Source organism: Acinetobacter sp. YH12095 (assembly GCF_013419245.1).
In the GTDB taxonomy this organism is placed as follows: Bacteria; Pseudomonadota; Gammaproteobacteria; order Pseudomonadales; family Moraxellaceae; genus Acinetobacter; species Acinetobacter towneri.
Genome location: NZ_VPAL01000004.1, coordinates 185,263 through 198,965, shown reverse-complemented (window position 1 = coordinate 198,965; position 13,703 = coordinate 185,263). Strand labels below are relative to the sequence as shown.

Here is a 13,703-nt window from a genome sequence, read left to right as displayed (position 1 = left end):
ACCCGACGACTCGCTTTAGACACAGTTCCACTACACACTTTCAAATTACACTCGCCTAAAATTTAAAAATTGATGATTAGAAAAAATCAGTAAAAAGAGTGACCTTGCTTATGTTTTATTACTTAATTATTAGTACTTTTGCCTTGGCACTTTTAGTGTCATTTGTGGTGATGCGTCTATTCTCTGGCTCCATTAATGCTATTTTGGCACGTATCATTCACGACCCTATCCATGAAGCATGGGCAAAATACACCAAGTTTGCAGGCATGGTGGTCGGCACATCTTCAGGCATTCGTATTTACGATATGGAAAAATACATTACCCCACTCACCTATGCCGAAAATGACAAAAGAATTGTGATTGAACTGACGCAAGAACGCTGGGTATTGGAAATTTACCGCACCATTATTGAAACCTTACAAGGCTTGGCGTGGATGATGTTGGTGTTTTTTATGGTGGCACTGATTGCTTATGTGATTGTCCGTTGGTCGGAAATTAAATACGCTGCCAAATCAAAATAAACCGACAAAGATTGAGGAAATAATTTAAAACAGTTTGCCACTCGCCTGCAGAATGAAGTGTGCTATGTTAAGAGAATACAACAGGAATTAAGCAGAAATTTTAGACCATCATTTCATGAAAAAATGAAAGTTTCGGGCTGATAAATTTTAATTATTTCTGATTTCATGGTCGATAATGCTTAAGTCTAATCTCCTAAAGTCTATCTAGGAGCAATAAAAAACCCATGATAAAACATACGTAATGATCAAGATTGCAACACAATAGATTGCCGTTTGCCATATCTTGCAATGCAGCTTGATTGACTAGGGATAACTTCAATTAGAATTCGGGTACATAAAAGTGACTACATCAGTATTAGTGATTAACTGCGGATCTTCTTCTATCAAATATGCGCTTGTATCTGAAAGCGTTGGAGATCGTATCTTTGGTTTGGCAGAAAATCTAGGTTCTGCTGATGCGCGCATTAAAGGCATTACCGCAGGTGGTGAGCCGCTCGAACTTTCTATTCCACATGCTGACCATGAAAAAGCATTGGAAACTATTCTTGGTCGCTTATCTCAATATAAGCCACAAGCCATTGGTCACCGCGTTGTACACGGCGGTACTTTAACCAAAGCAGAATTATTAACTGAAGAAATCGTGCAACGTATTCGTGAAGCAACTCCGCTTGCACCTTTACACAACCCTGCACACTTGGTGGGTATTGAAGCAACAATGCGTTTGTTCCCAGAACTTCCGCAAGTGGCTGTATTTGATACTGCATTCCACCAAACGATGCCTGCTCACGCTTACCGTTATGCAGTGCCTAAATTCTTATATACCGACCACAACGTACGTCGTTATGGCTTCCACGGTACAAGTCACGCATACGTTTCAGAGCGCGGTTCAGAGTTGGCTGGCAGCTTCAAACAAGGTGGCTGGTTAACTGCTCACTTGGGTAACGGTAGCTCGACTTGTGCAATCTGGAATGGTCAAAGTGTAGACACATCGATGGGCCTAACCCCACTTGAAGGTTTGGTGATGGGTACTCGTAGTGGTGATGTAGACCCAAGCTTACACAGCTTCCTTGCAAGCAACTTAGGTTGGGATATCTACAAAATTGACAAAATGCTAAACAGCCAAAGTGGTTTACTTGGTTTGTCAGGCTTATCGAACGACATGCGTACCCTGATTGAAGCATCTGAACAAGGCAACGAAGATGCAACGCTTGCAATTGAAGTATTCTGCTACCGTTTAGCTAAATCTTTAGCTGCACTTAGCTGTGGTTTACCACGCTTAGATGGCTTATTCTTCACAGGTGGTATTGGCGAAAACTCTGCGTACATCCGTGAAAAAACTGTATCTTACTTGCCACACTTTGGCTTTAACTTCAGCAAAGAACGCAATGACAGCTTAAAACGCGGTACTGAAGGTCGTATTGATGCAGGTACAGGCGGTCCACAAATTTGGGTTGTACCAACTGACGAAGAAGGCCGTATTGCGAAAGAAACTGCGCAAGTTGCAGAGGAGCTAAAGTCAGCTGGAAAAAAGTCTGAATGTGATGCTGCGATTGCTTAAGCAATCGTAGTGCTCAGCCACTTTCAATCAGTCCCTTTACGATTTAGAAAAAATTATGAAAACAATACTTTTGGTTCCTACAGAAATTGGTGTTGGTTTAACATCAGCATGTTTAGGTTTAATTTACGCTTTGGAATGCCAAGGCGTAAAAGCAGGTTTCTTAAAGCCTTTTTCACAAGAATTACAACCTGAAGCAGACCGCACAACTGCGTTGTATCGTCACCTGTTCAAGCATGAAACAGTTGAGCCGATTTCTTATACTGCGCTGACTGAGCGTTTAAAAAATGATGAAAATGACGAATTGCTTGAAGATGCAGTTCGTTTACATCGTGAAATTTCTAAACATCACGATATCATTATTGTAGAAGGCGTGTTGCCAAACGGACGTGATCCATTTGCAACTGAATTGAATGCAAATTTGGCTAAAGCACTTGATGCAAAAGTCATTATTGTCAGCAATGCCGACATCAACAATGCTGTTAAAACAGCGTCAAAAGTAGACAATCAATTACGTTTCTTTGGTGGTGCAACTTGTGAGCGTACTGCGGGCGTATTGTTTATGCGTACCAAAGGTTTACCAGAAGATTCTGCACAAATTCCTGTTACGCTTGATCCAAACTTACGTTTAATTAGCGACACCAACCAGTTTGTCAGCAAAATTCAAACTACACATCCAATGATTGGTAAAGATTGCATGCCAGTGATTGGCTTGGTGCCATTCAGCAATACTTTAAGTGTGCCACGCATGTCGGACTTGGCTGCACACATTTCTGCAGAATGGATTAACCAAGGTGAAGCAGCGCAGCGCCGTGTATTACACAGCAGCTTAATTGCATCGAATATTGAACACGAAATGCATAAATTCGTTGCAGGCGAGCTGATTATCAGTGGTTCTGACCGTGTCGATGTATTGCTTGCCAGTAGCTTAGCCAGCAGCAATGGTATTCCACTTGCAGGTTTGGTGTTAACTGAACATCAAGCACCAAGCGCACAAGCTTTAGAGTTCTGCCAAGCAGCAATGAAAAATGGCTTGCCAATTTTACATACTAAATTGAGCACCTTTGAAACTGCACAACAGTTATTAAACCTGAGCAACGAAATTCCTGTAGATGATACTGAGCGTGCAGAACAAGTTACCCGCTTTGTGGCCAGTCACATCAATGCAGAATGGTTAACCCAATTAATCAGCGATACGCATAAACCACGTTTATCGCCTTCTGCGTTCCGCCATGAATTGGTGCAAAAATCTATTGCAGCGAAAAAACGTATCGTGCTTCCAGAGGGTGATGAGCCACGTACCGTTCAAGCTGCAGCGATTTGTCAATCACGTGGTATTGCCCACTGCGTATTATTGGCAAAACCAGAAGCGGTAGTCGATGTTGCCAAAGCACGCGGTATTGAGCTTCCACACGACTTAGAAATCATTGATCCTGACTTGATTCGTGAAAACTATGTCGAAAAAATGGTTGCGATGCGTAAAGGCAAACTTACTGACGATCAAGCACGTGAACAGCTGCAAGACACTGTCGTATTAGGTACGATGATGTTAGCACTTGATCAGGTTGATGGTTTGGTGTCTGGTGCTGTGCATACTACAGCCAATACAGTTCGTCCCGCATTCCAGCTCATTAAAACTGCACCTGATTATTCATTGGTATCTTCAGTATTCTTTATGCTGTTACCAGATGAAGTATATGTGTACGGTGACTGTGCGATTAACCCAGACCCAGATGCTGAACAATTGGCTGAAATTGCGATTCAATCTGCTGACTCTGCAAAAGCGTTTGGTATTGACCCACGTATTGCCATGATTTCTTACTCAACTGGTACTTCGGGTGCAGGTGCTGACGTAGAAAAAGTAGCGAAAGCGACTGAAATTGCGAAACAACGTCGTCCTGACTTACTGATTGATGGCCCATTACAGTACGATGCAGCATCGGTTGAAAGTGTTGGTCGCTCTAAAGCACCAAACTCTCAAGTTGCAGGTCGCGCCAATGTGTTCATTTTCCCTGACTTGAACACAGGTAACACGACGTATAAAGCAGTACAGCGTTCTGCTAACGTGGTGAGTGTTGGCCCAATGCTACAAGGCTTGAACAAGCCAGTGAATGACTTGTCACGTGGTGCATTGGTAGATGACATTGTGTTCACGATTGCATTGACTGCGATTCAGGCAGAGCAACAAGCAGCTCAATAATTCGTAAAGTTAAGTTTTACAAACCACCTGATTGAAAAATTGGGTGGTTTTTTTATTCCACACTGTAGATTCATAGATCACTACAAAAATTGATTAGCTCCATCCAATCTATTTTTAAAACCTCTGCGCCAACCACACCGTATGCCCTGCACAGTCCTGATCTTCCGCGAGCATTTTCACAACTTTAAAGCCATAATCTTTTAACAATTGCCGATATTCATCCTGCGACAAACTGGCGTGATAAAGTGCTTCACCAAACATTTCCCCAATCGCCTCACCCGCAGCAGGTCCACTGCTAAACATTAAAACTGTATTGGCGGTAGACCATTGCGCAAATTTCTCGAACATGCAGCGCTGATCGTTTGGCGTTAAATGAAAAAAGCTATCCCACGCCAAAATACCATCAAAGCACCGATTCAAGTTCACTGAGCGCATATCGGCTTCAATCCAGCACTGTTCAGGAAAATGTTCACGTGCCATCTCCAGCATGCTGTCTGCGCTATCTACCCCTGTAAGTTGATGCCCATGCTGTAATAGATATGCAGCAATAGGACGCCCCGAACCACAGCCCAAATCTAATATTTTGGCCTGCGCAGGCAAATAAGCAAGAAAACGATCCAGCCAAGTTTTTTCATATAACAACTGACCGCGCAAGTCTGTCCACGCTTTTGCATGCCGTTGATAAATGGGGATAATCTGAGCAGCTAAATGCGTGTGATCATTCATATTTACCCCAAACATCATTCCAAAGAAGTCTTTGAACATAGCTGAATTTGCACCAACAAAACAGCAAAATCATGGCCCGTTTTGACGACATAATTTTATGGATATTTCACAAATTCTCTCAAGCTAACGACTGATATTAAACTTTCGCCCAAAGCTTGATCAAAGTGCCCACAATCGCTGCATTTTATCTTATAATTTAGCCCGCTAGCTATCCGCCCGCTCAAGAGATTTTTGATATGACAACTATTATCAAGCAAGATGACTTGATCACTTCGATCAAAGACGCGCTTCAGTTCATTTCCTACTATCATCCACAAGACTTCATCCAAGCGATGAGCCGTGCTTATGATCGTGAAGAAAACAAAGCTGCGAAAGATGCGATTGCACAGATCTTAATTAACTCACGTATGTGTGCAGAAGGTCATCGTCCAATCTGTCAAGATACTGGTATCGTAAACGTATTCCTTGAAGTGGGTTTAGACGTTAAATTTGATTTAACGATGAGCTTGGACGATGCGATCAACGAAGGTGTACGTCAAGGTTACCTAGAAAACTCAAACGTACTTCGTGCATCGGTATTGGCTGATCCTGCATTTGGTCGTAAAAACACCAAAGACAACACCCCTGCAGTAATTCACTACAAACTCGTTCCGGGTAACAAAGTGGATATTACAGTTGCTGCCAAAGGTGGCGGTTCAGAAAACAAATCTAAATTGGCGATGTTGAACCCATCTGACTCAATTGTAGATTGGGTACTTAAAACTGTTCCGACTATGGGCGCAGGCTGGTGTCCACCGGGTATGCTTGGTATTGGTATTGGTGGTACTGCCGAAAAAGCCATGATGCTTGCAAAAGAAGCACTCATGGAAGAAATCAACATGGACGAATTATTACGTCGCGGTCCACAAAACAAAATGGAAGAACTCCGTATCGAGATCTTCGAGAAAGTGAATGCTCTTGGTATTGGCGCACAAGGTTTGGGCGGCTTAACGACGGTTCTTGATATTAAAATTAAAGACTACCCTTGCCACGCTGCAGGCAAACCAGTGGGTATGATTCCAAACTGTGCTGCAACTCGTCACGCACACTTCCAGTTAGATGGTTCAGGTGTAGCCCATATTCAAGCACCTAAACTTGAAGACTACCCAGAAGTAACTTGGGATTCTTCTAAATCTAAACGTGTAGATTTAGACAACATTACTCAAGAAGAAATGAACTCTTGGCAGCCAGGCGATACGTTGTTATTAAACGGTACGATTTACACAGGTCGTGATGCTGCGCATAAACGCATGGTCGACATGATCAACAATGGTGAAGAATTACCAGTCGACTTAAAAGGCAAATTCATTTACTACGTTGGCCCTGTCGATCCTGTTGGTGATGAGGTCGTTGGCCCTGCAGGTCCAACAACGGCAACCCGTATGGACAAATTCACCCGCCAAGTCTTAGAACACACTGGTTTGTTCGGTATGATTGGTAAGGCAGATCGTGGTCCTGCAGCCATTGAAGCGATCAAAGACCACAAAGCGACTTACCTCATGGCAGTAGGTGGTGCAGCTTACCTCGTATCTAAAGCAGTACGTGAAGCAGAAGTGGTTGCTTTTGAAGACTTAGGTATGGAAGCGATCTACAAATTCAAAGTGGAAGATATGCCTGTGTCTGTTGCAGTTGATGTCAATGGTACATCTATCCACGCGATTGCACCAAAAATCTGGCAAGCTAAAATTGGCAAGATTCCCGTTGTAGATGCTGCAGCAGAATAATATTCCAATTTAGTAATAAGCGAAAAAGCACCCAACATTGGGTGCTTTTTTATGCTTACTGGAAATAAATAAAAGCAATGCATGAGATAAAGATGCAAAACCTTACCACGTTCTCGGATCCCACAATTTAAAGGGTTGGGTTAAGTGCACATCTTCCGCAGGGTCATATTTCTCATGCTTGATTTTTTGTGGCTTTTTACGCAACTTACCTGTGGTTTGATCTTCCGCGACAAAGTTATAGCTTTCGGTTTTCAATTGAGTAAACGCTATTTCCTGTTGTGCCGTACTTGAAGGCATAAGAATTAAAGGCCCTGAAACCTCTTTGCGGGTACTCAAGTTTTCTTCATCATATTTAATAAAATACGACTGCCCTGCCTGTACCTGAAAATCCAAATACTTTGGTTTTTGGAAATGTAATGCACCCAAAGGACGACTCACACTCAGACGATACGCGCCCGGTGCCAGTTCAACCCAGTAATAATGATTGTGCAATAAACTTGGAATCCGATGTTTGTTGATAAACATACTAGCAGCGACAATTTCCTGTCTGTTCCATTTAGAATCTGGACGATATAAATACACGATGGCAGCATCGGCATGTTGTGCCTGAACAGGTTTAAAATTTTGCCCTAGTTTTTGATTGACCCAACCACCAATGGTCATCATGCCCAAACGGTGTTGTTCTACAAAACCAGGTTTTTGTTCTAAATCTAAAACTTTTAAGGTACTAGGTGGTTGCGTTTGTTGCACCACGTTTTTTTTGCCATGACATCCCAGCAACATTAAACTGGTCACGACCAAGATTGCGACACCACGCATGTCTATCCCTCACTGCGTTTCTTATTTTTGTAAATCACGTTTTTGAAATCACGCTGCAAATTCATTTTGCAATTGTTGTTTTGAATAATGGGCATCCACGCCTAGGTCTAAGATTAACACTGCCTTGATTTTTTTGACAATAAAAAACGTGCCGAAACCTAGCGTTTCGGCACGTTTCAGACGAATAGCGTATTAAGCAGTTTTGCTGTCTAATACTTTTAAGTCAATTTTTTCTGCTGCAGGTTCTTCTGTTTGAGGCTGACGTTCGGTCTGAAATTCAGGTTTAGCACCTTCTTCAATCACCGCTTCAGTCACTACCACTGTGCCAACATCGGTACGGCTTGGCAAGTCGTACATGGTTTCGAGCAAGGCATTTTCCAGAATTGAACGCAAACCACGCGCACCTGTATTACGTTCAAGGGCTTTTTTCGCCACTGCACGTAATGCTGCATCTTCAAAGACTAAATCGACATTTTCCATCTCGAATAAGTATTGATATTGACGGGTTAAGGCATTTTTCGGCTCGGTCAGAATTTGCATCAATGCATCTTCATCTAGCTCGTCTAGCGTTGCAATTACAGGCAAACGACCAATGAACTCTGGAATTAAGCCAAATTTCACCAAATCGGTTGCTTCTACCTGACGAAATAAATCAGACAATTTCTTGCCTTCATCTTTTTTCTTCACGTCTGCCGTAAAACCAATGCCGCCTTTTTCTTGGCGTTGCTGCACAATTTTCTCTAAACCAGAGAATGCGCCACCGCAAATAAACAAGATATTTGAAGTATCAATTTGAATGAATTCTTGCTGCGGATGCTTACGTCCACCTTGAGGCGGAATAGAAGCCACCGTGCCTTCAATCATTTTGAGCAAGGCTTGCTGAACACCTTCACCAGACACATCACGAGTAATTGATGGGTTTTCAGACTTACGCGTGATCTTGTCAATTTCATCAATGTAGATAATGCCTTTTTGTGCTTTTTCTACATCGTAATCGGCTTTTTGCAACAGCTTTTGCACGATGTTTTCGACATCTTCACCCACATAACCCGCTTCGGTTAAAGTCGTGGCATCTGCCATTGCAAAAGGCACATCTAATAGACGTGCTAAGGTCTGTGCAAGTAAGGTTTTACCCGAACCCGTTGGACCTACCAACATGATGTTACTTTTTGAGATTTCGACAGCATCGCCTGCTTTATGCGCCTGATTGCTCACTTTTAGGCGTTTGTAATGGTTATACACTGCAACCGATAAGGTTTTTTTTGCAGTGTCCTGACCAATCACATACTGGTCTAGCGCAGCACGAATTTCATGTGGTTTTGGCAATGGACGTGTGGCCCAATCACCCGACTCAACTTGTTGACTGGTCTGAACCAAGTCTAAGCATACGTCCACACATTCATTACAGATGTATGCGTCCTCGCCTGCAATCAGCTTCCCGACTTCAGACTGCGTTTTACCGCAAAATGAACAATGTTTTTGTCCCTGAGGATGTTCGGACATAGTCACTCCAATATCTCAATCTTTAAAACTTATGGACGTTTTGTTAAAACTTCATCCACAAGACCGTATTCCTTCGCCGCCTGTGCAGTCATGAAGTTATCACGGTCGGTATCTCTTGCGACAGTTTCATAGTCCTGACCACTATGTTCTGCCATTAAACGGTTTAAACGCTCTTTAATGAATAGAATTTCACGTGCATGAATTTCAATATCAGATGCCTGACCACGGAAACCACCAAGTGGCTGGTGAATCATGACACGCGCATTTTCAAGACAGTAACGCTTACCTTTTGCACCTGCGTTGAGCAGAAAAGCACCCATAGATGCTGCTTGTCCCATACAGTAAGTCACAACATCAGGCTTAATAAATTGCATGGTATCGTAAATTGCCATACCTGCAGTCACTGAACCGCCTGGTGAGTTAATGTATAGGTGAATATCTTTATCTGGGTTTTCTGCTTCTAAAAACAACATCTGCGCCACGATTAAGTTGGCCATATTATCTTCGACTTCACCCGTCAAAAAAATGACACGTTCACGTAAAAGACGTGAATAAATATCAAAAGAACGCTCACCACGAGAGGATTGTTCAACCACCATGGGTACTAAAGCATTTTCAATTGTTGGAACATACATATGGTTATTTATTCCTAAATTCTTGTGACACGACTCATGTTCACAATATGAGGGATAATTGTCTAAATTGCAAAATATTCACAGCTTAAATCGTAGATATTTTGAGTTAAATGTTGTCGATCTGTGAAAAATCCAAAAACTGCGATGCAATAAAAAAGGCGCACAAAGCGCCTTTTTTACCTAAAGCCAATTAGCCTTGTTGACGAGCTTGTTGCTCTTTCAATAAGTCTTCATAGCTTACAGATGTATCAGTCACTTTTGCAGAAGCCAAGATGTGATCTACAACCTGATCTTCTAAAACAACTGCTTCGATTTGTGAACGCTGTTGTTTGTCATTTTTGAAGTATTCAATCACTTCGTTTGGATCTTCATAAGAAGAAGCCATATCTTCGATGTAAGCATCTACACGTGCTTGGTCAACTTCAAGTTTAGCATCTGCCAATACTTTGCTGACCAATACGCCTAGTTTTACAGATTTTTCAGCTTGTTCTTTGAACAATTCATCTGGAAGCATGCTTGAGTCAAATGCTTTTGCACCTTGCGCACCAAACTGCTGAGTGAATTGCTGAATCATTTGCTGACGTTGACGGTCAACTTCTTGAGCAACCATCGCTGCTGGAAGTTCAACTTCGTTTGCCGCAACGAGTGCATCAAAAGTTGCGCCTTTCACTTGGTTACGTAAACCATTTTTCACTTCACGTTCCATGTTTTTACGAACGTCAGCTTTTAATTTGTCTACGCCATCTTCTTCAGAAATACCGAAGATTTGTAGGAATTCAGCATCAATTTCTGGAAGTTTTTGCTTTTCAACAAGTTTCACAGTGATTTTGAATTGAGCTGCTTTACCTGCAAGGTTTGCTGCTTGGTAGTCTTCAGGGAAAGTTACATCAATCACTTTCTCTTCACCTTTTTTCATGCCCACGATGCCATCTTCAAAACCAGGAATCATGCGACCAGAACCAAGTACTAATTTAAAGTCTTCAGCTGCACCGCCTTCAAACTTCTCACCATCTACAGTGCCTTCAAAGTCAAAAGTCACTTGCATGTCTTTTTTCGCCATGCCTTTGGTTTCTGCCCAAGAAGCACGTTGCTTTTGAAGATTTTCAAGCATTTGTTCAACGTCTTTGTCGTTCACTTCTGAAGACTTACGTTCAACTTCTAAACCTTCAAATTTCACTTCAACTTCTGGATAAACTTCAACTGTCGCTTCGTAAACTAAAGCGTCGTCTTTCATTTCAGTTTTTTCGATATTTGGCATACCAACAGCGTTGATTTTTTCTTGTTGGATTGCTTCAAAAACGGTGTCACGAATAATGTCGTTCACCACTTCTTGATAAATACCCGCACCGTATTCACGACGAACAACGTTTACAGGCACTTTACCTGGACGGAAGCCGTTGATCTTCACAGTTTTGGCAGTGCGTTTCAAGCGAGCTTCAAACTGCTCGTTAATACGGCTCGTCGGTACAGATACATTTAAACGACGGGCAACGCCCGAAACCGCTTCAGAAGTTACTTGCATGGCTTCCTCGATATAGTTAGTAATAACAGTTTATAAAAAAGTGCCACATTATATGACAACATTAAAGGATATACAAAATACGTTCTGATCTCGACTGAATTTTTTTAATCGGAGCGCTATTTTCTGTAAATTTTCAACTTTGTGTATATTTCTTGTTGTAAATAAGAATCCTTATCATTATTATTAGCCAACTCCTTCATGAATGATTCTAATTACCATATAGGTTCAATTGGCATCATCAATTCATAATCAGAGATTTCATTTTATGGCTAAGTTCAACCTACACCCGCTGTGTTTTGCTTTACTTGGGGCAACCTCTACTGCTGTTTTCGCAAATACCTCTACCGATGCGACTTCAACCCACCAACTTTCCACAATTGTGGTTTCAGCGGCAGGTTTTGAACAAGAGCTAAAAAATGCACCCGCATCTATAAGTATAGTCAGTAAAGAAGATATTGAGAAAAAAAATGCCACCAGCATTGCTGACTTACTGGCTGATGTCCCTGGAGTCGATATTCGTAACGGCGTAGGTAAAACCTCAAACTTAAATATCGGTTTGCGTGGTATGGGGCAAGAGTACACGCTGATTCTGATTGATGGACGTCGTCAAACCACATCTTCAGATGTCACCCCGAATGGTTTTGGTGAAACATCAAATGGATTTTTGCCACCACTTGCTTCAATTGAACGCATTGAAGTAATTCGTGGCCCTATGGCAACGCGCTATGGCTCAGAGGCAATGGGCGGTGTGATCAATATCATTACCAAAAAAGTGTCAGATGAATGGAATGGTAATGTCACTATCAGCGGTAATGTAATGGAAAACAATGCCGAAGCCGATTCATGGAAAACCAATTTTGTTGTCAATGGCCCACTGATCAATGAACGTTTAGGCTTACAACTACGTGGTAGCTATTTAGACCGTCAGCGTTCAGAACGCATTCAGGGCTCAACAGGTCGTGACCCACGCCCAAGTACAGCAGACAATTACGATGTTGGTGCTAAACTCGACTTTAAACTGGATGATCAAAATTCATTTTGGATAGATGGTTTTCATTCTAGCCAGCAATATAAAAATGAAGATAACCGTTTAGGGACTTTAGATACCGCAACCAAAGCATCAGGTTATAAAGATGAATTAGAATTCAACCGTACTCAAATTTCTTTGGGACATGAAGGTAATTACGATTTTGGGATTTGGAAAAGCTATGTTAGCCATTCAGACACTGAAACTAAAGGTCGTACTCTACCAACCGATGCTTTTGACAAAACTGCGCAGCAGAACAATCCACTCATTGGCAGTGACCGTACTTTAGAAAATACCGATCTGGTTGCAGATAGCCATCTAATTTCCACCTTTGGTGCGCACAAAGTTACAGTCGGTGCAGAATATAAAAAGCTCACCATTCGTGACAATATTGCTCAACATAAAAGCGGCAAAGATGAATTTGAGAAAGACTCTTGGGCAATCTATGCCGAAGATGAGTGGAGCTTACTCGACAATTTGACCTTCACGTTTGGTACACGCTATGAAGACCACTCTGGTTTTGGTGGCGAGTTTAGTCCACGTGCTTATTTAGTCTGGAATACCAATGATATTTTAACCATTAAGGGTGGTGTCAGCACAGGTTATAAAGCACCTTCGCCTAAGGCACTCTACGATGGTTTAATCAATATGAGTGGTCAGGGTTCGACCTATGTATTTGGTAACGCTGCTTTAAAACCAGAAACATCGACCAATTACGAACTTGGTTTTAATTTACAGCCTAATGATCAGCTGAATTTTACCGCCACAGGCTTTTACAGCCAAATTGAAGATGCGATTGTTTCCCAAGACATCTCTAATTTAGCGATTTGCCCTGTAGATGATTGCTCTAGAAGTGTAAATGCCAACGAAGCCAAAATCTATGGTGCTGAGACGTCTTTACAGTACAGCATTATTCCTGAATGGGATATTAAAGCGGCCTATACTTACACCAAAAGTGAAATTACAGATGGTAAGGATGAAGGACTGTACTATAACAACAATCCTCGCAATGCCTTTAACCTGACCTCGACTTGGCACATTAATCCGAACGTTGATGTGTGGTTACAACACGAATACAAGTCAGCCCGTTTGCGCTTCAAACAATTACCAACAACACCACAAACTAGCGATTTTGAAGAATACAAAATCATGGGCGATAAATTTGGTGGCTATAACGTATTTAACTTAGGTGCAAGCTATACAGTAACAGAAAATCTTCGTTTCAATATGGCAGTGAATAACCTATTAGATAAGGACTTCACCAAAGATAATCAGAGCTATACCTATGTCAACAAAGGTAAAACTCAAACTGCAACTGCCTATAAATACTTAGACATTGGTTCATCTGTTTCGGGCACATATTTAGCAGGTCGCAACTACTGGCTCTCTGTTTCTTATGACTTCTAAGCCTTAAATTTCTTTTTAAACCCTG

The 13,703-nt window shown here is 41.8% G+C and carries 10 protein-coding genes; 5 read left to right on the top strand and 5 right to left on the bottom strand.

Annotated elements, in window-relative coordinates; translation table 11 throughout:
• Positions 1 to 110 precede the first annotated feature (110 nt).
• The 3 genes from FTU35_RS05405 to pta all read left to right on the top strand — a co-directional run bounded on the left by FTU35_RS05405 (position 111) and on the right by pta (position 4,276).
• Complete coding sequence (locus tag FTU35_RS05405) at positions 111 to 521, top strand: hypothetical protein (protein WP_180064567.1); 411 nt, start codon at positions 111 to 113, stop codon at positions 519 to 521.
• Between the two features lie 340 nt (positions 522 to 861).
• Positions 862 to 2,079, top strand: a complete 1,218-nt coding sequence (locus FTU35_RS05400) for an acetate kinase (RefSeq protein WP_180064566.1) — start codon at positions 862 to 864, stop codon at positions 2,077 to 2,079.
• 55 nt (positions 2,080 to 2,134) lie between these two features.
• The gene (gene pta / locus FTU35_RS05395) at positions 2,135 to 4,276 is read left to right on the top strand and encodes a phosphate acetyltransferase (protein ID WP_004974865.1); all 2,142 of its coding nucleotides are present in this window, start codon (positions 2,135 to 2,137) and stop codon (positions 4,274 to 4,276) included.
• A 114-nt stretch (positions 4,277 to 4,390) separates the two neighbouring features.
• Here pta and FTU35_RS05390 read toward each other — a convergent pair whose 3' ends face one another.
• On the bottom strand, positions 4,391 to 5,002 hold the full coding sequence (locus tag FTU35_RS05390; RefSeq protein ID WP_131260570.1) for a class I SAM-dependent methyltransferase: 612 nt from the start codon (positions 5,000 to 5,002) through the stop codon (positions 4,391 to 4,393).
• 236 nt (positions 5,003 to 5,238) lie between these two features.
• On the opposite strand from FTU35_RS05390, the gene FTU35_RS05385 reads away from it, so the two are divergent.
• Complete coding sequence (locus tag FTU35_RS05385) at positions 5,239 to 6,765, top strand: fumarate hydratase (protein WP_004974861.1); 1,527 nt, start codon at positions 5,239 to 5,241, stop codon at positions 6,763 to 6,765.
• Positions 6,766 to 6,867: 102 nt separating this feature from the next.
• On the opposite strand, the gene FTU35_RS05380 is transcribed toward FTU35_RS05385, so the two are convergent.
• From FTU35_RS05380 to tig, 4 genes are all read right to left on the bottom strand, one after another.
• A complete protein-coding gene (locus FTU35_RS05380; protein ID WP_070153234.1) occupies positions 6,868 to 7,584 on the bottom strand; it encodes a DUF2846 domain-containing protein in 717 nt (238 codons plus the stop codon).
• Between the two features lie 192 nt (positions 7,585 to 7,776).
• Positions 7,777 to 9,087: an ATP-dependent protease ATP-binding subunit ClpX gene (gene clpX, locus FTU35_RS05375; protein ID WP_004974856.1), complete on the bottom strand. Its 1,311-nt coding sequence runs from the start codon at positions 9,085 to 9,087 to the stop codon at positions 7,777 to 7,779.
• Positions 9,088 to 9,116: 29 nt separating this feature from the next.
• Positions 9,117 to 9,722, bottom strand: coding sequence for an ATP-dependent Clp endopeptidase proteolytic subunit ClpP (clpP, locus tag FTU35_RS05370; protein WP_004974855.1), 606 nt, complete (start codon positions 9,720 to 9,722; stop codon positions 9,117 to 9,119).
• Between the two features lie 190 nt (positions 9,723 to 9,912).
• Positions 9,913 to 11,244, bottom strand: a complete 1,332-nt coding sequence (tig, locus tag FTU35_RS05365) for a trigger factor (RefSeq protein WP_168417894.1) — start codon at positions 11,242 to 11,244, stop codon at positions 9,913 to 9,915.
• Between the two features lie 265 nt (positions 11,245 to 11,509).
• Here tig and FTU35_RS05360 point away from each other — a divergent pair, with 265 nt between their 5' ends.
• A complete protein-coding gene (locus FTU35_RS05360; protein ID WP_180064565.1) occupies positions 11,510 to 13,678 on the top strand; it encodes a TonB-dependent receptor domain-containing protein in 2,169 nt (722 codons plus the stop codon).
• Positions 13,679 to 13,703 lie beyond the last annotated feature (25 nt).

Bases quoted from the DNA above. Each gene is read 5' to 3' on its own strand.
- FTU35_RS05405 (WP_180064567.1), top strand. From the start codon at position 111: ATGTTTTATTACTTAATTATTAGTACTTTTGCCTTGGCACTTTTAGTG.
- pta (WP_004974865.1), top strand. From the start codon at position 2,135: ATGAAAACAATACTTTTGGTTCCTACAGAAATTGGTGTTGGTTTAACA.
- FTU35_RS05390 (WP_131260570.1), bottom strand. From the start codon at position 5,002: ATGAATGATCACACGCATTTAGCTGCTCAGATTATCCCCATTTATCAA.
- FTU35_RS05385 (WP_004974861.1), top strand. From the start codon at position 5,239: ATGACAACTATTATCAAGCAAGATGACTTGATCACTTCGATCAAAGAC.
- FTU35_RS05380 (WP_070153234.1), bottom strand. From the start codon at position 7,584: ATGCGTGGTGTCGCAATCTTGGTCGTGACCAGTTTAATGTTGCTGGGA.
- clpX (WP_004974856.1), bottom strand. From the start codon at position 9,087: ATGTCCGAACATCCTCAGGGACAAAAACATTGTTCATTTTGCGGTAAA.
- clpP (WP_004974855.1), bottom strand. From the start codon at position 9,722: ATGTATGTTCCAACAATTGAAAATGCTTTAGTACCCATGGTGGTTGAA.
- tig (WP_168417894.1), bottom strand. From the start codon at position 11,244: ATGCAAGTAACTTCTGAAGCGGTTTCGGGCGTTGCCCGTCGTTTAAAT.
- FTU35_RS05360 (WP_180064565.1), top strand. From the start codon at position 11,510: ATGGCTAAGTTCAACCTACACCCGCTGTGTTTTGCTTTACTTGGGGCA.